Raw genomic sequence first — 18554 nt, 5'->3', positions numbered from 1 at the left:
AACTCTGCCAATGGCGCTTTGAGGGCACCATTTGCAGAACTTTGTAAAAGAAATATTTGTCAGGCTATTTCAGACACTGCGTGCGGACGTAATCCTGCAGGTAGCTCACTTGCCCGGTGATGGTGTTGATTCGCTCTCTGAGGGTGAAATAATCCCGTTCAGCGGAGTCAGTAAGTCGGGGGCCGGAAGCATCGCCCACGCCGCCGGCGCTGGTCGCTCCGTTCGCGGGACATTTTGCGTTGAGCTGCAGCCGCTTACGGCCAGCAATGACATCGCTATGCAGACGCTCAATGGTTTCTTTCGCATCAGCCAGTTCTCCGGTGTATTTGGCATCCAGAGCAGCAACGTCGCGCTGGCGCACCTGCATGTCGGTAATTGTCGCGTTCGCCAGCTTAAGACTCTGCTCGGCGGTATCAGCGCGTTTCTGCTCCTGCAGGTACTTGCCGTGGTAGTGATTCACCAGCCATCCCATAGTGGACAGGGCGACAATTACCACGGCACATGCAATCTCTGCGGCGCGACTCATGACAGGAACACTTCGCGTTCAGCCTTGCGGCGATTCGTGAGCCCCGGCATAACTTCCTTGCCAGATTTATTCCAGCGGAGGAACTCATCGGCAGCGCCTTTGATGTCACCAGCATTGAGCTTTTTCAGCAGAGTTGAAGTTGAAAGCGCGCGGGAGCCGACATTGTAGGCGAATGATACCAGGGCATCGAATTGATTCTGAGTCAGCTTCACTTTAACGAGCTTTAGCACGTCGTTTTCGTAGCTAACCAGCCCCGTTTTCAGTAGACGGTCAGCGGTAGCCTGGTCAATCTTCATTCCTGGCTTAATTGGCTTCCCGTCAACCGGATACGTCCAGCCATAGCCAATTGTCCAGGGTGCGCCGCCCGTACCCGGGTCGGGATAGGCTGTTAACCGGCAACCTTCGAAATTTTTAATCAGCGCTATACCGTTATTGCTTGTCTGCATTGCCGCCTCCGAAACGATTGCCGACGTAACCGGACAGGAATGTACTGAGCTTCTTCACGCCAATAAAGCCAATGAAGCCGCCGATCCCCACGGTCAGAGCTTTTGGAACGTCAAAGTAATCCAACGCGGAGTAAGTTGTCAGCGCCAGAGCACCGCACATCAAACCTTCGAAAAGGGTTTCTTTCCAGCTACTGCCTGAGTAGGCCATTCGTAGGACAGCCATCACGATTGCCATAATGACGCCACCGATGGGTACGTCACCGCGCCACCAAGACGCAAGGATCTCGCTGATGTCTGCCCAGCCATGCGGTGTGTTAGGCATCTTCATAGTCTCCACCTCCGTTTATCGCGGGGTGCTGTGTGAAGTGGGTGGGCTCTGCGCAAGCGCCCGACGATTGGGTTATGAGCCGTCGTCGGTGAGCCCTTAATACGAAAAAGACCCGCCGAAGCGAGCCTTAAAGATGAGTGCTACTCCGGTCGGGGTTATGCGCCTAACGGAGCTTCCGGGAGGAGTAGCTTTTGACATCACACCCTTCCCGGGTGTGGCCTGCTGATTCGCAATCATTTGCAGGTCTTCAGATGCTGCTTTGTAGCGGCATATCACCACATCTGATATCGTTAAATCGCCAGAAGTAACCACTCAGAAATGGAGGATTTTCATGTCTCAATCAAAACAATCGCAGGGTGAAAGCAAGCCTCAGCAGCCCGCGGAACAAAAACCAACTCCGTCACAGGGTTCTGCTGACTTCACAACAAAACGTGTCCTGGTCGGTGATTCTGCCGATCCGTTCAGGAGAAACAAAAAGTAATAGCAGAAGCAATTAATGCGATTACTGGGGCGAGGATCGTAGCCATTCTCGCCCTATCAAGGCTCGTCCTGATGATTGAGTTTAATGCGCGTAATTCCGCAGCTGTATCCGTTAAATTTTTAAGCCTATACCTCCGCATAACGGGTAAAGCCTCTTTAGGTCCGTTATAACCATTACTGCGCAGATATTGATAATTTAGCTCATTAATATTTTTATATGTTTTTGTATACAGACACTCGGGAGGGGAGTGAATAAGGGCCCTATTTTTGGCGGAAAGTCCTGCGTGAACCAGGTAAATAGCACTCCACGTCCACAAAAAAATAAAAACGGCCAAGCCTGCTGTCAAATAGTCCCAACTTGTCTTTTGCGTCAAAAGCAGGAATGAAGATCCAATCCCTACAATTTGAATGTTGAGTAACTTATATCCATTCTCAATATTCGTGGTGTTTGATTGATATGTTTCCTTAATGGATTCTTCGCCCTGCTTTTCCAGGAAATCCACAAGCTCGTCATCAGCATCCAGAAAATAGTCGTCGGGTAGATTTGTCATTCCGTCCGTGCCTCACATCCTGAAATGCTGTTGATTTTACCTGAATGTCCACCGATGAGATATCGCGGTCCCCAGAAAAGCAAAAACCCCGCCGGGTGGCAGGGTTAGTAGTCAGTTTCATTTGGATGTACGTATCCATGATTAGAAGCATACACGACAACTTCGGACAAAATCAAGTCTTATGCACCGAAAAAGCAAAATATTGTCGCCATTGTTTTAAAAATCGGTCGCTTGTTGAAATTCCTTATCAGCATGGCGCTCTTCCTTACAGCATACGTCCACCAGCGCATCACAGAACGGTTTCCAGTTACGGGTCCATGTTCTGACGTGCAGGTCTGGAATGAGCGTCAGAATCGCTTTGTACGCAGCTGTAGACGGCATCGCTGAAAAGCCATTCCCCGAACAGCGCTCACAGGTTTTGTATACCGGCGCTCCCTGCTCTTTTGTCGCTTTGCGGTCCAGCACCTGACCGGAGCCACCGCAGCGGCAGCGGGCGTTTACTTTCCCCTTCCCGTCACAGGCTTCACATTTGGTGCTGACGATGGCTGTTACCTCGGTCCATTTCTCCCAGTCAGACGGCCGAACGGCACGGGACCTTTTCGCCCAGTATGGCGCTTTGCCCCAGGGGTATGTGACCTTGCGCTCTGTGATGGTCGTCTGCATCTTTCCGGAGCCATTGCATACCCTGCAGGCTCCCGTTGTTGCTGCCGAGCGGGAATACTCAGCAAAGGCAAACTGCGCCAGCACCAGGCAGCAGCGCCCCAGCGCTTTACCTGCGGCCTTACGAACGTTCTTTGGTGCTGTATCTATGGCATACCGAGCCAGCGCCTGAACCGCCAGTTGCTCATCGGACTTACTGATGCCGGCCTTACCGAAGAATGCCGCCAGCCCGAACCGTGCCCGGCTGCTGGTCACCCCGATCCCGGTCATAACGTCGGTACCGTTCAGGCGATTCGGCGATGTGCTTTTCACGTCGTCGCTGATGTGCATGCCCTGAGGGCTGAAATGCTTAAGTGAAGATTCGAGCTTCATGCGGCCACCTTTTTGAAAAATACCTGCTCACGAACCTGATCGCCGTTCATGAGCATGTCATTAAAATCACCGGAATCGGGCCAGCGGATGCTGACTTTCACCAGGTCGTTTTTCGCCAGCAGGTTTGCATGAGCACACTCGAACGCTGCGGCATGGCCGGTTGCCGAATGCATATCCATATCGGCAAAAATAACGAGGTGCTTTACTCCAGCCGGCACACGGAATTTCTTCATGAAGCCGCTGTTGATAACCGCCCAGGTGTTGATGCCGTATACCTGGTGGCATGAGAGAGCCGTCTCGATACCCTCCGCAATGCCGAGTGTCGTAGATACCGGGAACATGCGAATGGCCACTGACCGGGCATGATCAAGATAGTTCTCTTCCTGGAGTGATTTAAGACGTTTCGCGCTATCGATATTTGCCTTTTTATCGCCATCAAGAAGCGTCTGATGCAGGTAACAAAGCTCAGCTTTGTCATCGGTTGCCAGTGCGTAGAGGGCCTGAAAAACTCGTCCGGCATGCCGCTGCCGGTCACAGAAGCGAATACTCTCAGCTGGCAGCTTGACGATCCCTCGTTGACTGAGATACCCCGCTCCAGATGTCCCTCTTAAATCAAGCAGTTTTGAAAACTTGCTAATGACCCGCTGGCGCTGCCGTGCCGCTGAACTGTTAACAGGAACATTGATGCGTTGGTAATCATTGCCAATGAGCTGATCCACCTCAGCGCAGATTGCCGAAAAGGATTTCTGCTGGGTCAGGGTCAGCAGCTTCATCCCGTCACCACTGCCACAGACACAAATCCATGTTCCGTCGCCGTCACGATCATCAACGCGATATTTACCGCGGGCCTTACATACCGGACACTCCCCCTTGTAATGGCTTTTCCCGGTGATCGGGGGTAGCCCGTAATATTCAAAAATTTCAGACCATCGACCTTTTGCTGCTTCTGCCGTTTTCATATCACTGACTCGCGCTATTTACGTTTTTCTGGAGTTTTCGTTTTGCTTCGATAATTATTTTCCCGTCACTTCCCTCAGGCGGCTCGTAGTGGGCGCTGTAGTCCTGAGGTGTGAGCAGATCATTTACTGGTTTTTTCGCAATCTGCTGCGCCCGTTCGCGGCCTTTAGCGAATTTGATAAGTTTGTGTTTAATGTGGTTGCTGACCTCCGGCGTGATCTCCAACGGGAAGTCGCTTAAGCCGTTCGGCCATTCACCAAACTTTTCCTGGAAGGTATGCGCACACCAGCCGTCGCTGACAGGTTTTCCCTGCGCGGCACGATGGCGCTGATAGAACTTGATCTGACTCCACCAGGACTGTTTGTGGCTTTTGGTGTAAACCGTCTCGCCTTTGCTCATTTTTTTGAGGTTGCGGGTGCTGTCGGTTTCGACGTCCTCACCGACCAGGGGTTTAAATCCGCATTTCGGACAGACGTAGACGCCAGCAGGTTTCATGAAGTGGCATTCAGGGCATTCTTTCGGGAGTTTCTCTTCGCGTTCTTTGGCTGCCCGAGCTGCTGCCCCTTTCATGCCATCGTTTTTAGACGGTAGTTCGTCGTATTCGATGGCGTCAGGGAAGCCGAGGCGGTGAACAGTACCGCTATGGTCGAAGATCAGACAGGCGTCCTTCCCGGGCGCAGTACGCAATCCGCGACCAAGCGCCTGCAGCCAGCGAATTTCGCTCTTTGTCGGCCGGGCGTAAATGATGCAACGAACATCGCTGTCGAAGCCGGCCACCAGCACACCAACGCTGACAATGACTTTTGTGGCGCCAGTCTCGAACCTGTGAATGATGAGGTGGCGTTCATCGGATGGTGTCTCGGCAACCATAACCTCAGCGTTAATGCCTGCGCGGTTGAACTGCAGGGTGACAAAGTTGGCATGATCCTTATCGACGCAGAACGCTACAGTAGGCAGGTCACGACCATTTCGAAGCCAGTTATCAACGATATCGCCCACCAGGTCAGATCCGCACATAATCTCGGATAACTGCTTTTCGTTATAGTCGCTTCCATACTCTTCGGAGGTGCCTGACTTAACACCTTTCAGGTCTGGCTTTGTCGGCGCGTAGAACTCATAGGGGCTGAGATCGCCACGCTGGATCAGCTCGCCAATCGTGGTGGGTTTGATGAGGGAAGAATAATATTTCCCCAGCCACGGAGAGAATGGCGTACCTGACAGACCTACTACTTTGATACCGGAGTCCCGGATAACCTCCAGCAACGCACGTTTCTTCATATGCGCCTCGTCAACAATAATCAGGTCAATGTTGTCCGGGAAGTCGCGGCGGATAAGCGTGTCGGCGCTGGCGATCTGAATCAGACGTTCTGGATCGTAGTCAGGGTGGTCGCGCCAGATAATGCCAATCTCATCTTCAGGTAAACCGTACTCAACGAAGCGGGCCGTAGTCTGGCGCACCAGAATGGTATAGGGTGCGATGAATATGACCCGTTTACCGCGGCTGATGTGACCGGCGGTGATGAAGGCGGCCAGTCCGGTTTTGCCGCTACCGGTCGGCGCATAGACCATGAACGTGCGGTTTTGCTTCCACTCCCGGCGCAGCGAGTTAAGCGCACGATCCTGAGCAAAATTCGGTTCGATATTGAGCATCACCACCACCTTTAAAATTCACTATTCCAGAAAGGACCCTTTCCCGATCTGAGAAGCCAGCAACCATGTACTACCTGTCTGGTACGATGCTGCTTGTAAACCCTGTCTCTTAGATCGGTACCTACCTAACCCATGTACCTGTCTGTTGGAAAAGGACTCTATTCCTGCCCTAACTCCCAACTCCCCCCAAACCCCCCTCTTCCCTCTTCCCCGTCCTATGTACTCGCGAACTGGTACATAGAACAAAAAACAGTCAAGATGGTTACCCTGCTACCGCCCGGCACCTTTAAGCCGGGCGACCTTCAGATCGCTAGCGTGATCCGGCCAGGGGTGGCTGGGTCGTATACCCCTGAAGTGCGCGTCCGTGTGTATCCACGAACCTGCGAAGCCTGACGTTGGCCTCATGCCTTGCCCGGTTCTCCTGACGGAATGAGACGGGCTCGGCGTTAAATTCAATTTCGTAAACCTCTGAATACTTCAGAGCGACTTTCCGACGAAGCGACGGAGGCAGTCGCAACAGCAGCTCCTGAATCCACTCAGCGTCTGCCTGGCTGTAAAGCGACGGCATTTCAACCCTGATGAACTCCTGGTGCATGGCTTAGTCTGCCCGCTTCGCAATGAGGTAATACACGCCGCTTTTCGGGTCGTACCGGATGTTGCGCGGTAGCAGTTGCTGGAAGTAGCGCGGATCTGGCATTGCGGTAGATTGCTGTGACATGTCACACCTCCGTTACCGGGTGCGGGAAGATGTCGGGTAGCTTTTGTTTAAGTTTTTTCCGTGTTCTCTTTGCGGACGGAAACGGGCGAATCTCAAAAGCTTCAACATCTCCCGATTCGCTTATTTTTATGGAAATATTTCTGCCTGAAGCTAGGGCCTTACTAACAGCCATTTGCGTCGTACCAAGAACGGCCCCTGCCTGAGATTGACCGTATCTGTCAGTGAATTCACGTAATGTCATGACACTCATAGTTCTTCCCGCTAAAAAGTAGTACTAAAAGTAATATCATCAATAGTACTATCAGTAGGAGACATTTTCAAACTAAAGGTATTAAAATAAATTTATGGAAAAGAAGAAAAAGCAGACCGCAGATCAGATTGATGACGCGAAGCGCCTCAGATCCCTGTATGAGTCAAAAAAAACATTGCTGGGCTTAACCCAGCAGCACATAGCAGATGCCCTTGATATTTCGCAAGGGGCGGTAGGGCATTACCTCCACGGCAGGAATCCATTAAACCTCAGCGTGGTGGCTAAATTTGCTGAGTTATTGCAAGTCAGCATTTCAGATATAAGCCCTACATTATCAAAAGAGGCATCACGGATAGCACAATTATCCAACGTTACATTTGTTGCTCCTTACAAGGCTTCGAGGTCTTATCCTGTGATCAGCAATGTTCAGGCTGGCTCATGGTGCGAAGCAGTAGAAGCCTATACGGCAAAAGACATTGACCTATGGCTTGAGTCTGACGCTCATATCCAAGGGGATGCTTTCTGGCTTCGAGTGGAAGGTGATTCTATGACGGCTCCTGTTGGTCTAAGCATTCCTGAAGGAACCTATGTTCTTTTTGATACGGAACGGGAAGCTGTGAATGGAAGCCTCGTGATCGCTAAGCTTTCAGACTCAAACGAGGCTACGTTTAAAAAGCTAATCATCGATGGTGGACAGAAGTACCTGAAGGGCTTGAACCCGCAGTGGCCATTGGTGCCGATCAATGGCAACTGCCGGATTATCGGAGTTGCTGTTGAGACAAAGCTCAGACTTATCTAATTATCACAATTGTGTAGGGGCCGCATAAGAGCGGCCTTTTTGTTACAGCCATCACTCCCCTCAATAATTTTGCATTTCAACAATCCGCACCGATAAAAATAAATACCCTTAAATATCAAATACTAACACTTTAATGCTAATTAAATAGCATTTTTAGTATTGATATTGATAATACTATTGGTAATACTCATCTCATCGGCAAACAACGGAGCCAATGTGATGAAAATGACAGTTCCAGAACTCAATCAATTTAAAAAATCCGCAGAGAATGTATTTCAAGCAGAACTGATTTGCTCCCTTCTTGAGGATCATCCGCATCAATTAGCAGATTCTGAACTTTCTGCGATAGCGTCTCTCATTAAAAAGCTGACTGGTGATGCTTATGTCTACATGAATGAGGTCATTTATCAGCAGGAGAGGGCCGAACAATGAAAACTCCCGTTCAGATGCTTGAGACTGTTGCAGCAGAAATTATCGAGAATACCGTGCTTCTTGAAATTATTTACAAAAACAGCAACGAGGACCAGGAAACAGATTGCGCAATGGCTTGTTTAATTCGTTCGATGCAAAAAACGCTGGATATCACGAACGAATATATTAAGGCTTATGACAAGGCGTCTGCCCCCCCCCCAACAGGAAAAGGGCGAGACTGATATTGCTGACGATGTATTTCACGCGACTATTACAGCAAGAAAACTCGAAGAGCTTGCACATGTTTATACCGAAGCTTATTTCAGCGATAAAGATAACGGCAATCCCGCAATGTATATGGCATCAGCAATTTTCGACTATGCAATTAAGGTTTGCAGTGAACTGAAAAATATCGAAGAAAAACTAAGTTAATAAAATCCTAATTTAAACAACGGCTTAATTTCCTGGACCGCACTCACCTTGAGGAAAGCGCAATGAATATTGCATCCCGTAAAAAAGATAATTGTGGAATAACAATGCGTGTTGATTTCCCCGTGGTCACTGAAGCAAGTGGAGCACTCAGAACAGCACAGCACGCAGATGCTTACGCCAACCAACTCAGGGATGAGTTCAATACATTGCTCTTTGCTGCGATAGCCAGAACGGATAAGCGTGTCGCTGGTCGCTTTACCAGTCTGCTCAATGAGCTTTGCGTTATGACTGGCTCCACAGTGAATAACATTAGAAAGGGTCGCTAAATATGACATTCATCATCGACCGCAGCGCATATAAAACCGCCCTGCTTTATGCATCATGCGGACAGGAATTAATTGCGGGTCTTTATCTTCGTAAAGCATACGGGAGGTAAATGTGAGCACCCATTCCAGCAGAATCAGGAATATGACGCTTCAGGAAGCAAGTATTGTTTCAGAGCAATTATTACACCTGCTTCAGACTGTAGCTGAAAACTATTATCAACTGGAAGATGCGCAGCGCTTTAGTCTCATGCAGATCGCTTACAGCATTTCATCTGATATTGATGGCTGGATGAATGCAGAGGAGGAAAGAAACGGTGGAACGACTAAACGTACTTGAAAAATATCGCCGCCGAATAGCAATTGCGACCCTACATAGGCTGAAACGTAAAACTGGCGGTTACTGCCTTTCTGTGAATATGCCAGATAGCAACATACAGGTTATCGAAATTAACGAAGAATCGATGCTGAAACTTTTGCAGCGATTCGAAAAACAAGTTCGAGCAGAATTCGGTTCAGAGTCTGAAGGTTTTTTGCGAAAAACTTATATGAACAGTCTGGATATTAACGGGCATACCGAATACCTGACCGAAACCGGTAAGGCGATTGTCGATGACATTTTTTCTGAATTAATCGCTCATGCAAAAGAGAAATACATAAGCGGAGAAATTAACTGATGGCTAATTTACCCCCCCCCTATTACACACGAAAAAGTGCAGGTCGTTATGACGATTGAAAACGGCCAGGTAATTGATACCCGCAAAGTTCGCGATAACGAGCTGATTGCCAGCATGGATACCTTCTTCTGGATGGCAAAGAAAGCCGGGTATCAGGTGATCGCCCCCAATCAGGAGGAAGCCAGTGGCGCTAACAGCAATTCGCATTCCTGAGCGGGTCCACCTGCAGGCGTTGCAGGTCCTGCTGCGATACCGCCGGAAGCGCATCTACGCAAGGCGCATGCACCGCACCGGATATCTCAGCCTGAAGGTAAATCCACGCTGGCGGCTGTTATCAAAAGACGACGGCCGGAACTGGGAGGTAATGAGCCATGAAACGTATAACCGGGAGAAAGACAGATGATCGACAACCGCACCGCCAGCGCCATTGACCTGGCATTACAGAAGCACCGCACGCCCGTCGGCGACCTTTACGCCGCTATACGTCACGGCCGCATGAAGCGTTGCTTTAGCCGCGGTACCGCTATTAGTTGGCTGGCCCACTTTCTGACGTCGCACGCTTTCGCTCTGTCCGGGTTTAAGCAGCGCCACCCTGATTTTCTGGTTGAGCACGAAGGGGCCGAAATGTGGCGCCGTGGCGAAACTACCGACGAATACCACCGCGCCCACCAGCGCACCGTTCGCCGGTTGCGTCGAATCCTCTCCCGCAAGCGTGAAATGCAGAAGTGGTGCGAAAGGTGGGATGCCATGCACGACCGCTACGTGAAAGAGCGTGAAGAACTTCAAGCCAGCAAACCAGCAGAGGTACGCAATGGATCACACAGCATTTAACCCGGAACCAACGTCTGCCGGCATCCGGTTATCTGGAAGCGGGATCATTGGTTACTCCGCCGCTATTCGTGAACTGGATAACGGTCACTACGACAAACGTCTCGCCGAAGGTATGGAAATTCTGGCCTGCATCATGGAGGCGGTCGAAAGCAGATGGATCACGCTCAACATCGAGAAGCAAATCATCGTCTGGCGCTGGTTGCTGGCCGCGGTATTTATTACCGAAGAGCGGGAGAAAAACGGAGACATTGACGTTCCGAACGAGGATGGCGGCGTCGATAAAGCCGTTATCTATTCAGGCAAGCATGGTGCTATCAGCGTCTACCCCGGGCCGGAGCGCTTTGCGCTCGCTAACCATATTGAGGCTGGTGCCATTGAGAAATACGGGCCTGACGTTGGCCAGCAGCTGGCGCTGCGGATGTATCAGGACATGGTTGTTGCTGACGACGAAAGCGGGTTCAGGTTGTCCGCTATGGGCCGGGAAGGTTTCAACCTTCTGCATGACGGCTTTATCGAACAAATTCATACCGAAGGCATGCCTGGCATGCCGGTTATGCACTGAGGGGAAGTAAAGATGGCAAAGAAAGCACGCAGAAACAGTACATCGCAAGGATACGCAGGAATGACGATGGCGCAGTTTTTCCACAGCCACATCCGGCCAGACAAAAGCAATGCCAGTGATTATGCGAGTCTTCGGCATAGCCTCCACGACGCCGTAAAACCAGCCCCTGAAGGCATGGCCCGCATGCAACTAACTCGCAATCAGCGCCGACTGGCGAAAAAACTCGGAATTGAATTGAAGGAGATTGAATAGCATGAATATGAAATCCGTCAACGGCGTACTGATGATGAGCAGCAGTGAAATTGCAATGGTTACCGGAAAAGATCCCAAGCATGTTGTCCGGGACATTAAAGCAATGCTGGAACAACTGGGAATCTATAGTCCAAATCTGGACCATGATGATTTTAAAGGTTTTTTTATTTCATATAAGGATTACTGCGGACGTAACGTTATCGATGAAATTTGGCTAAACGAAGACCTTTCGATGACACTCATTACTGGTTATGACCCAAAGCGCCGGCTGGCTCTTATTGAGCAATGGCAGGACATGAAGCGCGAATTATCTCAACCGCGCATCGCTGCTCAGCCCGTACAGCCGGAGATCGGGATTAACCCTGATTTTGCAGCACTGACCCGCACAGTCGCAGAAGCCACCGCAGCAGGAGTAATGAAAAGCATCCTGGAAGCCACCGGTATTCAGGCCGTCGTACATATCAACGCGACTGTTTCCGCCCTGCCAGCAGCCCTGCCTGAAGATCCGACGCTACATCATATCGGCCATGTAACCCAGGAAGATGCTGCAGAACCGGAGTATGTGCCTGTCCACAAAGTTTCCTGGGCTACCGGATTATCTGATCCAACCTGCCGCCGGCTGGTCACCTTTTATGACTTGCCAAACTGTCAGCTCGATGGCGTTCGCGGGCTTTGTGTGCATCGCGAATTTTTCATGGCTGCGGTCGAGGTCCTGATTAAGGAATCCACGCCACCAGCCAAAGGCCGCAAACGCTGGCACCATCCGGAGTTCGGCGGCTTTGAGCTGCGCAAAGATCCGGCGGAGATCTTCGGGGAGGGCGAAGCATGATCATTCCGTCAAAACTAATCCGCGCTGCTCTGGTGTGTGCTGCAAAGAACGATGTTCGCTATTACCTGTGCGGGCTTCACATTACTCCAAAGCACATCGAGGCAACTAACGGGCATGTAGCGTTGCGCATGGAACATGGCATCCGTACAAAGAAAAACATCATCGTCCAGTTTGAAGGTAACGTGCCGGCCAAAGCGGAAACTACTGAGTTGATCTTCAACAAGGAGCCAATCGCCATTCATCGCGACCAGTTCCAGCGCCGCCTTTCCATTACCGGCATTAAACTGCTGGATGGTCGATTCCCTGATTTGGATCGAGTCATACCCAAAAAGCTGGACCTCAGTGTAAACCCTGTGATTCAGGCGGACTACCTGAGCTATCCGGAAAAAATGTTCGGTCGCGAACGCCTATTTGTTCCGGTACAGCTGCGGCCTTCCGGTGAAGGCGGAGCGGTTCGTGTTCAGTTCGATTCTGCTATCAACTCAACTTACGGAAACCCGGAGTTCGTTGTTATGCCCTGCCGTGATGACTATTTCAAAGTTGAGAGGAGCCAGTGATGAAAATCGACTTTAAAGATTATGGCGCCGTGGCCGCGGTGACGATCACCAGCACCATTTTTGAGTTACGCAAGCATAACCGGGTGGTTGATGCCGCCTTACTTTGCACTCCGGGCGTAGTCAGTGAACGGCGCGGTAACTTCTTCATGAAGACGAAGATATCAGGAAAAACCCGCGATGCGCTGCGGGCCTATAAAACCGTACAGCGGGAGGCTAAACGATGAAAAACGGCCGGCACTACGCCTTCCCCAACCCGAGCAATGCGACGCCCGGGGGAATGACTTACCGGCAATACCTGGTTGCCAGTCTGGCTCCGGTAATGCTCACGAATTTTTTCAGCAACGATGCATGGCAGAATTACGACGACCTCGCCCACACACTGGCGATGGCGGTCGATGCCATCATCGAAGCCGAGCAGGAGACCACAAAATGACGATCAGTGAAAAACGTCTCAGAGCAATCGTCGATGGCGCCCCTTTCTTTCCGGGCGAAGTTATAGCGATGGCCAGCGTTCTACTTGAACGGTCAGAGCCGACCTACCCAACAACGCTACCCTGCCCGGTTATCCTTGAGCCCGGCTTCCGGTTCGGTAAAGGTGTCAGCACTCACCTTGTCCTGCGTGCGCTTCAGAACCGTGCGGAACGTTACGCCGAGCTGGACGCGATGGGGCCAGAAGCTCGCGCAGAGCATGACGCCGCTATCGCTGAACTCCGGGAAAAATTGGGCTTTGGTATGCCTGCAAAAACGTCTATTCAGGTGAGCCTGCCGGCGCTGCCGCAACTCGGTTCGGATGCCGAGTGGTATCAGGGATTTGCTGCTGGAGCTGGGAGTATGCGCGAGGGTTGTATCGCAGCACTGGTTACCGCGGGCGTTGAAGTTATCGGAGAGGTGAAATGATGGCGAACCATTCCAACATCAGCATGTGGCGCCAGATGCCGCAGCGGGAAGCAGATCCGAAAACTGTTTGCAACTTCTGTAAGCAGGTAGTCGGTGAGCAGGATCTTATCGCGGGCCCGGGCGTAAATATCTGTTCTGAATGCGTCGACCTGTGCAACGAGATTATCGCCGACCGCCGGGCCGAGTATCGCAAGAAGGCTATCGAGGAAATGGCGACGATGATTTGTGTTGGTGATCAAGCACTGACAGTTAACAGGGCCGGCGCTATTGCCAGCGCTCTCTTTGATGCCGGGTACCGCAAGGAGGAGGTCTGATGAATTACAGCAAATTATCAGACGGTGAAATTAGCCTGTTGGTCGGAAAGCGGACCAAGCCCACCTATCAGGTGATTATTCACCCAAGCAACCCAAAAGGGGCGCAGCTTTTGTGGGGCGTACATGGCCGGCAGTGTAGCTATGGATACTTCCCTCTCAGTCGGCCAGAGGACCTTTTCTCTGTAGTAAGGAAATATCGGATAGGGATCATACCGGATGGCAAAACGGTCTGGAAGGCAGTGCACGAATCAGGGATTCAGGTTAACAACCGGAACCCGCTACGAGCAGCAGCCATTGCTTTTCTGATGCTGATGGATGCAATGGAGGCGCAAAACATTGAACCGTGAATTTGAGATATGGGTACGGCTGCGCTACGGCGGCCGGTACGATCTGACGCGAGACGCTCACGGCTACTACTGCCGGGAAGTGGTTAAGCGGATGTATGAAGTATGGTGCCACTGTCGTGGCCTGGATGTGGTGTGAGGTGAAGATGAATACGATGTTTTTGTTGATGGCTGAGTACGGGTCTGCCACCGTACCACTCAGCCAGGTGTGCGAAAAATATTTTGGGCTGAAGTCGGCAACAGCTGAAAAACGCGCTGCTATGGGTGATCTCCCTATCCCAACCTTCCGCGCAGCAGAGAGCCAAAAGGCCCCTCGCATGATCCACATTCAGGACCTTGCTAACCATATCGATGCGCAGCTGAAGAAAGGCCGCGACCTGTTGGAACAGATGAAATGCGGTAATCAGTGACAAAGTAACCGTTACTCCGGATGCCGCCAATTGTGTAGCATCCGGCTTTATTTTTGCATCACTCAGCACCCCTAAAGACCCCCATAATAAAACAACTAATTGTTTTAATTGCTTATTCACACCATGTTTAACTGGAGCAACATGGGGAAATTTATGGCCGTCGGCTTGACGGATCTGCTGGAAAGCGCGGGAATGAACGGCGTACCGGCGTTTGTCGGCCTGGCGCTGCTATCCGCATTTTTGTGCATGTTTATCGCCAGCGGCTCGGCAATCTGGTCGATCCTGGCGCCGATTTTCGTGCCGATGTTTATGCTGCTGGGCTTTCACCCGGCATTTGCGCAGATTCTGTTCCGTATCGCCGATTCATCGGTGCTGCCGCTGGCGCCGGTATCGCCGTTTGTGCCGCTGTTTCTCGGCTTCTTACAGCGCTACCGGCCCGAGGCTAAACTGGGAACCTACTATTCGCTGGTCTTGCCTTATCCGTTAATATTCCTGGCCGTCTGGCTACTGTTGCTGGTGGGCTGGTATCTGGTGGGGCTGCCTATCGGGCCGGGTATTTACCCACGATTGCCATAATGTCGCCACAGGCCAGGGAAGGCCACGAAACCGTTAACGCCATGTTGTTCGGTTACTGATCATTTTATACAACCCTTCAATCGCCAAAGAGACCAGATGAATCACTAAGCCACTGATAATCACGATTACAACGCCAGTCATCATATATTGCATATCACCACCTTTGTTGGTAAAAACCCGCACAGACACGCCGGGAGATCATTGACTTAAGAAAAGCCAGTCTGTTTATCTACGGCGTCAGTTGATTACCGGTGAATTCGCCGCCGGATAAAGGTAGCAAAATCGCCTTGCCAACGCGTCTGCGAGTTAATGTAAAAATAAACATCGCTTTCCTCACCTCATAATTAATAGTCCATGCTGACCCTGTTTGTTGACCTTTTCGGAGTATGGTTTGCCCACATCGCATCGTGGTATGGTGATGCTCTGCCAATATAACCTCGATGAAGGATTACCGATGCTGACGCTGTTGCAGGATAAAATTGACACCCCGCTGGGGCCGCTGTGGGTGATTTGTGATGAGCAGTTCAACCTGCGGGCCGTTGAGTGGGATCAGCACCGCGACCGCATGGAGCAACTGCTGGATATTCATTATCGGGTTAAAGGCTACAAACGCGTTGATTTCCGTAATCCGGGAGGCCTGAGCAGTAAGCTTAGCGATTACTTCGCCGGGGATCTCGCGATTATCAACACCTTACCGACCGCCACCGGCGGCACGCCGTTTCAGCGGCAAGTCTGGCAAGCGCTGCGTACCATCCCCTGCGGACAGGTCATGCACTACGGTCAGCTCGCGGAGGCACTGGGGCGACCGGGCGCCGCGCGCGCCGTGGGTGCCGCCAACGGTTCAAACCCGGTCAGTATTGTGGTGCCCTGCCATCGCGTGATCGGGCGTAACGGCACCATGACCGGTTACGCCGGCGGCGTGCAGCGTAAAGAGTGGCTATTGCGCCACGAAGGCTATCTGCTCCTTTGACCGTAAGTGCCTTTTTTGGAATCTTCCGGTAATTTTACAATCATCTCTCGTCAAATAAACCTTTTTTAATCAATTGGATAAATCAGGTAGCTGATTTACCCTTTTAATATTACGTGTTTCAGGGGTTCGAGACTTACCTGCTCATCAAAAAGATGTTAAAATTGACCAATATCAATTAAAGCCTGAGCAGACTTATGATCCCGGAAAAGCGAATTATACGACGCATTCAGTCTGGCGGTTGTGCAATCCATTGCCAGGATTGCAGCATTAGCCAGCTTTGCATCCCTTTTACTCTGAACGAGCATGAGCTTGATCAGCTTGATAACATCATCGAGCGGAAAAAGCCTATCCAGAAAGGACAGACCTTGTTCAAAGCCGGTGATGAGCTGAAATCGCTGTATGCAATTCGTTCTGGCACCATTAAAAGCTACACCATCACCGAACAGGGCGATGAGCAAATCACCGGTTTTCATCTGGCGGGCGATCTGGTTGGCTTTGACGCCATCGGCACCGGCCACCACCCAAGCTTTGCCCAGGCGCTGGAAACCTCAATGGTTTGCGAAATCCCTTTTGAAACGCTGGACGATCTCTCCGGTAAGATGCCGAATCTGCGTCAGCAGATGATGCGTCTGATGAGCGGCGAGATTAAAGGCGATCAGGATATGATCCTGCTGCTATCCAAAAAGAACGCAGAGGAGCGCCTGGCGGCCTTTATTTACAACCTGTCCCGCCGTTTTGCACAGCGCGGCTTCTCTCCGCGTGAGTTCCGCCTCACCATGACCCGTGGCGATATCGGCAACTATCTGGGCCTGACGGTGGAAACTATCAGCCGCCTGCTGGGGCGTTTCCAGAAAAGCGGTATGCTGGCGGTTAAAGGTAAATATATCACCATTGAAAACAGCGACCTGCTGGCGCAGCTTGCTGGCCAGGCCCGCAACGTCGCCTGATAGCCCCTCTGTATCCGGCCGGATCGCGAATTTTTTTCTAATTTGTTGATCTGGCCAGGCTCCTCCCCTGTTTCATTTCATCCATATAGGTTATCTTTTTAAGGACAAACTGTAGTTACAGTTGTAAGGAGACCCTGTATGGCGAAGTATCAGAACATGCTGGTAGTAATCGACCCCAATCAGGACGACCAGCCTGCATTGCGGCGCGCGGTGTATCTGCACCAACGGATTGGTGGACGCATCAAAGCCTTTTTGCCGATCTATGATTTTTCTTATGAAATGACCACTCTGCTGTCTCCTGACGAACGCACGGCCATGCGCCAGGGCGTCATTGGCCAGCGTACCGCCTGGATCCGCGAGCAGGCAAAATTCTATATTGAGTCCGGCGTGCCCATTGATATTAAAGTGGTGTGGCACAATCGTCCCTTCGAAGCCATTATCCAGGAAATCATCAGCGACAAGCATGATTTAGTGCTGAAGATGGCGCACCAGCACGACAAGCTGGAAGCGGTGATTTTCACCCCGACGGACTGGCACCTGCTGCGCAAATGCCCGTGTCCGGTATGGATGGTCAAAGATCAGCCGTGGCCGGAAGGGGGTAAAGCGCTGGTGGCGGTCAATCTCGCCAGCGAAGAAAACTACCACAACGCGCTCAATGAAAAGCTGGTACGTGAAACGATTGAGCTGGCGGAACAGGTCAACCATACCGAGGTGCACCTGGTGGGCGCCTATCCCGTCACGCCCATCAATATCGCAATTGAGCTACCTGATTTTGACCCCAGCGTTTATAACGACGCCATTCGCGGTCAGCATTTGCTGGCCATGAAAGCACTGCGGCAGAAATTCGGCATCGATGAAGGCCGCACTCACGTTGAAAAAGGCCTTCCTGAAGAGGTGATCCCCGATCTGTCTGAACATCTGCAGGCGGGCATCGTGGTGCTGGGTACCGTGGGTCGTACCGGCCTATCGGCGGCCTTCCTCGGCAATACCGCCGAGCAGGTGATTGACCATCTGCGCTGCGACCTGCTGGCGCTGAAGCCAGATCAATATCAGACACCGGTTGAGCTGGACGACGAAGAAGACGACTAGTCCCTCGCCTTCAGTAAGAGTAGTAAAACTTCGTCCCCCGCCCGCGCGGGGGATTTTTTTGCAATGTAAAACGAAATAAAGGGCCACCCGGCCCTTATCTTCAATCGCTTTATCGGTAACGAAAACGTTAGTGGATACCTAAACGCCAGGCGTGATCGATCTCTTCTTTCAGCTCCATGGACGAAAGCGCCATTAAGTCAGCAAACTCAAGTTCCAGTAGTTTCAGCTTTTTCAGATACTGCGCGGGGGTTAAAGCAGCGGGGTCACGGCGCAGAAATTCGATGGCCAGTTGCGTGGGGGTTAACTCGGTATCCATAATATCCTCAGTTTGGGTGAAAAACGGACTTATTATAACACCCTCGCCTGATTATTTTATGAGCAAATAATCACTTGGTA

35 protein-coding genes and 1 pseudogene are annotated in these 18554 nt (G+C 51.3%); 26 read left to right on the top strand and 10 right to left on the bottom strand.

Features of this window, described 5'->3' with window-relative positions:
* Window positions 1-64 precede the first annotated feature (64 nt).
* Genes EGY08_RS31270 through EGY08_RS28590 form a run of 3 tightly spaced genes read right to left on the bottom strand, consistent with a single transcriptional unit; the run spans window position 65 to window position 1300 of the window.
* Window positions 65-526 (bottom strand): lysis protein, encoded by a 462-nt coding sequence (locus EGY08_RS31270; protein WP_123829270.1) that lies wholly within the window; start codon window positions 524-526, stop codon window positions 65-67.
* The gene (locus EGY08_RS28595) at window positions 523-972 is read right to left on the bottom strand and encodes a lysozyme (protein ID WP_123829269.1); all 450 of its coding nucleotides are present in this window, start codon (window positions 970-972) and stop codon (window positions 523-525) included. The genes EGY08_RS31270 and EGY08_RS28595 overlap by 4 nt, the downstream gene beginning before the upstream one ends.
* Window positions 956-1300, bottom strand: coding sequence for a phage holin, lambda family (locus EGY08_RS28590; protein WP_064349622.1), 345 nt, complete (start codon window positions 1298-1300; stop codon window positions 956-958). Before EGY08_RS28590 ends, EGY08_RS28595 begins: the two co-directional genes overlap by 17 nt.
* A 331-nt stretch (window positions 1301-1631) precedes the next feature.
* Here EGY08_RS28590 and EGY08_RS30860 point away from each other — a divergent pair, with 331 nt between their 5' ends.
* Entirely contained in the window at window positions 1632-1781 is a 150-nt protein-coding gene (locus EGY08_RS30860; protein WP_176394010.1) for a hypothetical protein, read from the top strand.
* Here EGY08_RS30860 and EGY08_RS28585 read toward each other — a convergent pair.
* The 6 genes from EGY08_RS28585 to EGY08_RS28560 all read right to left on the bottom strand — a co-directional run bounded on the left by EGY08_RS28585 (window position 1762) and on the right by EGY08_RS28560 (window position 6938).
* Window positions 1762-2331: a hypothetical protein gene (locus EGY08_RS28585; RefSeq protein WP_064385971.1), complete on the bottom strand. Its 570-nt coding sequence runs from the start codon at window positions 2329-2331 to the stop codon at window positions 1762-1764. The genes EGY08_RS30860 and EGY08_RS28585 overlap by 20 nt on opposite strands.
* Before the next feature lie 216 nt (window positions 2332-2547).
* Complete coding sequence (locus EGY08_RS28580) at window positions 2548-3363, bottom strand: antitermination protein (RefSeq protein ID WP_117077236.1); 816 nt, start codon at window positions 3361-3363, stop codon at window positions 2548-2550.
* A complete protein-coding gene (locus EGY08_RS28575) occupies window positions 3360-4322 on the bottom strand; it encodes a DUF7146 domain-containing protein (RefSeq protein WP_117085565.1) in 963 nt (320 codons plus the stop codon). Before EGY08_RS28575 ends, EGY08_RS28580 begins: the two co-directional genes overlap by 4 nt.
* Window position 4323: 1 nt before the next feature.
* Window positions 4324-5970, bottom strand: a complete 1647-nt coding sequence (locus EGY08_RS28570) for a DEAD/DEAH box helicase (RefSeq protein ID WP_123829268.1) — start codon at window positions 5968-5970, stop codon at window positions 4324-4326.
* A 310-nt stretch (window positions 5971-6280) separates the two neighbouring features.
* Window positions 6281-6565, bottom strand: a complete 285-nt coding sequence (locus tag EGY08_RS31180) for a hypothetical protein (protein ID WP_123829267.1) — start codon at window positions 6563-6565, stop codon at window positions 6281-6283.
* Window positions 6566-6689: 124 nt separating this feature from the next.
* A complete protein-coding gene (locus tag EGY08_RS28560) occupies window positions 6690-6938 on the bottom strand; it encodes a Cro/CI family transcriptional regulator (protein ID WP_123829266.1) in 249 nt (82 codons plus the stop codon).
* Window positions 6939-7032: 94 nt separating this feature from the next.
* Between EGY08_RS28560 and EGY08_RS28555 the strand changes: the two genes are divergently transcribed.
* The 25 genes and pseudogenes from EGY08_RS28555 to uspE all read left to right on the top strand — a co-directional run bounded on the left by EGY08_RS28555 (window position 7033) and on the right by uspE (window position 18158).
* On the top strand, window positions 7033-7737 hold the full coding sequence (locus tag EGY08_RS28555) for a LexA family protein (protein ID WP_123829265.1): 705 nt from the start codon (window positions 7033-7035) through the stop codon (window positions 7735-7737).
* A gap of 219 nt (window positions 7738-7956) precedes the next feature.
* The gene (locus tag EGY08_RS28550) at window positions 7957-8169 is read left to right on the top strand and encodes a hypothetical protein (RefSeq protein ID WP_228712765.1); all 213 of its coding nucleotides are present in this window, start codon (window positions 7957-7959) and stop codon (window positions 8167-8169) included.
* Complete coding sequence (locus tag EGY08_RS28545; protein WP_123829264.1) at window positions 8166-8390, top strand: hypothetical protein; 225 nt, start codon at window positions 8166-8168, stop codon at window positions 8388-8390. The genes EGY08_RS28550 and EGY08_RS28545 overlap by 4 nt, the downstream gene beginning before the upstream one ends.
* Window positions 8344-8580, top strand: a complete 237-nt coding sequence (locus EGY08_RS28540) for a hypothetical protein (protein ID WP_123829263.1) — start codon at window positions 8344-8346, stop codon at window positions 8578-8580. The genes EGY08_RS28545 and EGY08_RS28540 overlap by 47 nt, the downstream gene beginning before the upstream one ends.
* 62 nt (window positions 8581-8642) lie before the next feature.
* On the top strand, window positions 8643-8906 hold the full coding sequence (locus tag EGY08_RS28535) for a hypothetical protein (RefSeq protein WP_032425693.1): 264 nt from the start codon (window positions 8643-8645) through the stop codon (window positions 8904-8906).
* 142 nt (window positions 8907-9048) lie between these two features.
* Window positions 9049-9243 carry a hypothetical protein gene (locus tag EGY08_RS28530; RefSeq protein WP_020803893.1) on the top strand — a complete coding sequence of 65 codons (195 nt, stop codon included), beginning with the start codon at window positions 9049-9051 and terminating at the stop codon, window positions 9241-9243.
* Window positions 9221-9580: a hypothetical protein gene (locus EGY08_RS28525; RefSeq protein WP_228712764.1), complete on the top strand. Its 360-nt coding sequence runs from the start codon at window positions 9221-9223 to the stop codon at window positions 9578-9580. Before EGY08_RS28530 ends, EGY08_RS28525 begins: the two co-directional genes overlap by 23 nt.
* Window positions 9581-9628: 48 nt before the next feature.
* On the top strand, window positions 9629-9793 hold the full coding sequence (locus EGY08_RS30855) for a hypothetical protein (protein WP_020803898.1): 165 nt from the start codon (window positions 9629-9631) through the stop codon (window positions 9791-9793).
* Entirely contained in the window at window positions 9765-9983 is a 219-nt protein-coding gene (locus tag EGY08_RS31175; RefSeq protein WP_123829261.1) for a hypothetical protein, read from the top strand. Before EGY08_RS30855 ends, EGY08_RS31175 begins: the two co-directional genes overlap by 29 nt.
* Entirely contained in the window at window positions 9980-10411 is a 432-nt protein-coding gene (locus EGY08_RS28515) for a hypothetical protein (RefSeq protein ID WP_117077245.1), read from the top strand. The genes EGY08_RS31175 and EGY08_RS28515 overlap by 4 nt, the downstream gene beginning before the upstream one ends.
* Window positions 10412-10454: 43 nt before the next feature.
* Complete coding sequence (locus tag EGY08_RS28510) at window positions 10455-10973, top strand: hypothetical protein (RefSeq protein ID WP_123829462.1); 519 nt, start codon at window positions 10455-10457, stop codon at window positions 10971-10973.
* 12 nt (window positions 10974-10985) lie between these two features.
* Window positions 10986-11225 carry a hypothetical protein gene (locus EGY08_RS28505; RefSeq protein ID WP_123829260.1) on the top strand — a complete coding sequence of 80 codons (240 nt, stop codon included), beginning with the start codon at window positions 10986-10988 and terminating at the stop codon, window positions 11223-11225.
* Between the two features lies 1 nt (window position 11226).
* Window positions 11227-12054, top strand: a complete 828-nt coding sequence (locus EGY08_RS28500; protein WP_228712763.1) for a Rha family transcriptional regulator — start codon at window positions 11227-11229, stop codon at window positions 12052-12054.
* Window positions 12051-12611, top strand: a complete 561-nt coding sequence (locus EGY08_RS28495) for a hypothetical protein (RefSeq protein ID WP_032425689.1) — start codon at window positions 12051-12053, stop codon at window positions 12609-12611. The genes EGY08_RS28500 and EGY08_RS28495 overlap by 4 nt, the downstream gene beginning before the upstream one ends.
* Window positions 12611-12835 (top strand): hypothetical protein, encoded by a 225-nt coding sequence (locus EGY08_RS28490; RefSeq protein WP_123829259.1) that lies wholly within the window; start codon window positions 12611-12613, stop codon window positions 12833-12835. The genes EGY08_RS28495 and EGY08_RS28490 overlap by 1 nt, the downstream gene beginning before the upstream one ends.
* Window positions 12832-13044 carry a hypothetical protein gene (locus EGY08_RS28485; protein WP_123829258.1) on the top strand — a complete coding sequence of 71 codons (213 nt, stop codon included), beginning with the start codon at window positions 12832-12834 and terminating at the stop codon, window positions 13042-13044. The genes EGY08_RS28490 and EGY08_RS28485 overlap by 4 nt, the downstream gene beginning before the upstream one ends.
* Window positions 13045-13274: 230 nt before the next feature.
* Window positions 13275-13508 carry a hypothetical protein gene (locus tag EGY08_RS30850; protein WP_185762665.1) on the top strand — a complete coding sequence of 78 codons (234 nt, stop codon included), beginning with the start codon at window positions 13275-13277 and terminating at the stop codon, window positions 13506-13508.
* A complete protein-coding gene (locus EGY08_RS28475; protein ID WP_228712762.1) occupies window positions 13505-13822 on the top strand; it encodes a ClpX C4-type zinc finger protein in 318 nt (105 codons plus the stop codon). Before EGY08_RS30850 ends, EGY08_RS28475 begins: the two co-directional genes overlap by 4 nt.
* A complete protein-coding gene (locus EGY08_RS28470) occupies window positions 13822-14169 on the top strand; it encodes a phage protein NinX family protein (RefSeq protein WP_123829256.1) in 348 nt (115 codons plus the stop codon). Before EGY08_RS28475 ends, EGY08_RS28470 begins: the two co-directional genes overlap by 1 nt.
* Window positions 14159-14305: a hypothetical protein gene (locus EGY08_RS30845; protein ID WP_185762658.1), complete on the top strand. Its 147-nt coding sequence runs from the start codon at window positions 14159-14161 to the stop codon at window positions 14303-14305. The genes EGY08_RS28470 and EGY08_RS30845 overlap by 11 nt, the downstream gene beginning before the upstream one ends.
* Before the next feature lie 7 nt (window positions 14306-14312).
* Window positions 14313-14576, top strand: coding sequence for a pyocin activator PrtN family protein (locus tag EGY08_RS28465; RefSeq protein ID WP_071057016.1), 264 nt, complete (start codon window positions 14313-14315; stop codon window positions 14574-14576).
* A gap of 123 nt (window positions 14577-14699) precedes the next feature.
* Window positions 14700-15152, top strand: a pseudogene (locus EGY08_RS28460) (AbgT family transporter); the annotation flags it as partial.
* 454 nt (window positions 15153-15606) lie between these two features.
* Complete coding sequence (ogt, locus tag EGY08_RS28455) at window positions 15607-16122, top strand: methylated-DNA--[protein]-cysteine S-methyltransferase (RefSeq protein WP_004119629.1); 516 nt, start codon at window positions 15607-15609, stop codon at window positions 16120-16122.
* Window positions 16123-16316: 194 nt separating this feature from the next.
* Window positions 16317-17069, top strand: coding sequence for a fumarate/nitrate reduction transcriptional regulator Fnr (gene fnr, locus EGY08_RS28450; RefSeq protein ID WP_004102577.1), 753 nt, complete (start codon window positions 16317-16319; stop codon window positions 17067-17069).
* A 138-nt stretch (window positions 17070-17207) separates the two neighbouring features.
* Entirely contained in the window at window positions 17208-18158 is a 951-nt protein-coding gene (uspE, locus tag EGY08_RS28445) for a universal stress protein UspE (RefSeq protein WP_004119628.1), read from the top strand.
* Window positions 18159-18285: 127 nt separating this feature from the next.
* Here the strand turns inward: uspE and EGY08_RS28440 are convergent, their stop codons facing one another.
* The gene (locus EGY08_RS28440; protein WP_004102581.1) at window positions 18286-18474 is read right to left on the bottom strand and encodes a YdiH family protein; all 189 of its coding nucleotides are present in this window, start codon (window positions 18472-18474) and stop codon (window positions 18286-18288) included.
* Window positions 18475-18554 lie beyond the last annotated feature (80 nt).

Origin of the sequence: Klebsiella sp. FDAARGOS_511 (genome assembly GCF_003812845.1) — a bacterium.
Classification (GTDB): domain Bacteria; phylum Pseudomonadota; class Gammaproteobacteria; order Enterobacterales; family Enterobacteriaceae; genus Klebsiella; species Klebsiella grimontii.
Note: the sequence above shows the minus strand (reverse complement) of the source record. Positions and strands in the feature narration are given on the sequence as shown.

What these genes read in the sequence shown, in the direction of transcription:
- EGY08_RS30850 (WP_185762665.1), top strand. Translation starts at nt 13,275, where the DNA reads ATGGGGCCAGAAGCTCGCGCAGAGCATGACGCCGCTATCGCTGAACTC.
- EGY08_RS28495 (WP_032425689.1), top strand. Translation starts at nt 12,051, where the DNA reads ATGATCATTCCGTCAAAACTAATCCGCGCTGCTCTGGTGTGTGCTGCA.
- EGY08_RS31270 (WP_123829270.1), bottom strand. Translation starts at nt 526, where the DNA reads ATGAGTCGCGCCGCAGAGATTGCATGTGCCGTGGTAATTGTCGCCCTG.
- EGY08_RS28475 (WP_228712762.1), top strand. Translation starts at nt 13,505, where the DNA reads ATGATGGCGAACCATTCCAACATCAGCATGTGGCGCCAGATGCCGCAG.
- EGY08_RS28490 (WP_123829259.1), top strand. Translation starts at nt 12,611, where the DNA reads ATGAAAATCGACTTTAAAGATTATGGCGCCGTGGCCGCGGTGACGATC.
- EGY08_RS30855 (WP_020803898.1), top strand. Translation starts at nt 9,629, where the DNA reads ATGACGATTGAAAACGGCCAGGTAATTGATACCCGCAAAGTTCGCGAT.
- EGY08_RS28530 (WP_020803893.1), top strand. Translation starts at nt 9,049, where the DNA reads ATGACGCTTCAGGAAGCAAGTATTGTTTCAGAGCAATTATTACACCTG.
- EGY08_RS30860 (WP_176394010.1), top strand. Translation starts at nt 1,632, where the DNA reads ATGTCTCAATCAAAACAATCGCAGGGTGAAAGCAAGCCTCAGCAGCCC.
- EGY08_RS28590 (WP_064349622.1), bottom strand. Translation starts at nt 1,300, where the DNA reads ATGAAGATGCCTAACACACCGCATGGCTGGGCAGACATCAGCGAGATC.
- EGY08_RS28505 (WP_123829260.1), top strand. Translation starts at nt 10,986, where the DNA reads ATGGCAAAGAAAGCACGCAGAAACAGTACATCGCAAGGATACGCAGGA.
- EGY08_RS28470 (WP_123829256.1), top strand. Translation starts at nt 13,822, where the DNA reads ATGAATTACAGCAAATTATCAGACGGTGAAATTAGCCTGTTGGTCGGA.
- EGY08_RS28580 (WP_117077236.1), bottom strand. Translation starts at nt 3,363, where the DNA reads ATGAAGCTCGAATCTTCACTTAAGCATTTCAGCCCTCAGGGCATGCAC.
- EGY08_RS28595 (WP_123829269.1), bottom strand. Translation starts at nt 972, where the DNA reads ATGCAGACAAGCAATAACGGTATAGCGCTGATTAAAAATTTCGAAGGT.
- EGY08_RS28465 (WP_071057016.1), top strand. Translation starts at nt 14,313, where the DNA reads ATGAATACGATGTTTTTGTTGATGGCTGAGTACGGGTCTGCCACCGTA.
- EGY08_RS28575 (WP_117085565.1), bottom strand. Translation starts at nt 4,322, where the DNA reads ATGAAAACGGCAGAAGCAGCAAAAGGTCGATGGTCTGAAATTTTTGAA.
- EGY08_RS28515 (WP_117077245.1), top strand. Translation starts at nt 9,980, where the DNA reads ATGATCGACAACCGCACCGCCAGCGCCATTGACCTGGCATTACAGAAG.
- EGY08_RS28555 (WP_123829265.1), top strand. Translation starts at nt 7,033, where the DNA reads ATGGAAAAGAAGAAAAAGCAGACCGCAGATCAGATTGATGACGCGAAG.
- EGY08_RS31180 (WP_123829267.1), bottom strand. Translation starts at nt 6,565, where the DNA reads ATGCACCAGGAGTTCATCAGGGTTGAAATGCCGTCGCTTTACAGCCAG.
- EGY08_RS28585 (WP_064385971.1), bottom strand. Translation starts at nt 2,331, where the DNA reads ATGACAAATCTACCCGACGACTATTTTCTGGATGCTGATGACGAGCTT.
- uspE (WP_004119628.1), top strand. Translation starts at nt 17,208, where the DNA reads ATGGCGAAGTATCAGAACATGCTGGTAGTAATCGACCCCAATCAGGAC.
- EGY08_RS28535 (WP_032425693.1), top strand. Translation starts at nt 8,643, where the DNA reads ATGAATATTGCATCCCGTAAAAAAGATAATTGTGGAATAACAATGCGT.
- EGY08_RS28500 (WP_228712763.1), top strand. Translation starts at nt 11,227, where the DNA reads ATGAATATGAAATCCGTCAACGGCGTACTGATGATGAGCAGCAGTGAA.
- EGY08_RS28440 (WP_004102581.1), bottom strand. Translation starts at nt 18,474, where the DNA reads ATGGATACCGAGTTAACCCCCACGCAACTGGCCATCGAATTTCTGCGC.
- ogt (WP_004119629.1), top strand. Translation starts at nt 15,607, where the DNA reads ATGCTGACGCTGTTGCAGGATAAAATTGACACCCCGCTGGGGCCGCTG.
- fnr (WP_004102577.1), top strand. Translation starts at nt 16,317, where the DNA reads ATGATCCCGGAAAAGCGAATTATACGACGCATTCAGTCTGGCGGTTGT.
- EGY08_RS28560 (WP_123829266.1), bottom strand. Translation starts at nt 6,938, where the DNA reads ATGAGTGTCATGACATTACGTGAATTCACTGACAGATACGGTCAATCT.
- EGY08_RS28485 (WP_123829258.1), top strand. Translation starts at nt 12,832, where the DNA reads ATGAAAAACGGCCGGCACTACGCCTTCCCCAACCCGAGCAATGCGACG.
- EGY08_RS28550 (WP_228712765.1), top strand. Translation starts at nt 7,957, where the DNA reads ATGAAAATGACAGTTCCAGAACTCAATCAATTTAAAAAATCCGCAGAG.
- EGY08_RS28545 (WP_123829264.1), top strand. Translation starts at nt 8,166, where the DNA reads ATGAAAACTCCCGTTCAGATGCTTGAGACTGTTGCAGCAGAAATTATC.
- EGY08_RS28540 (WP_123829263.1), top strand. Translation starts at nt 8,344, where the DNA reads ATGACAAGGCGTCTGCCCCCCCCCCAACAGGAAAAGGGCGAGACTGAT.
- EGY08_RS28570 (WP_123829268.1), bottom strand. Translation starts at nt 5,970, where the DNA reads ATGCTCAATATCGAACCGAATTTTGCTCAGGATCGTGCGCTTAACTCG.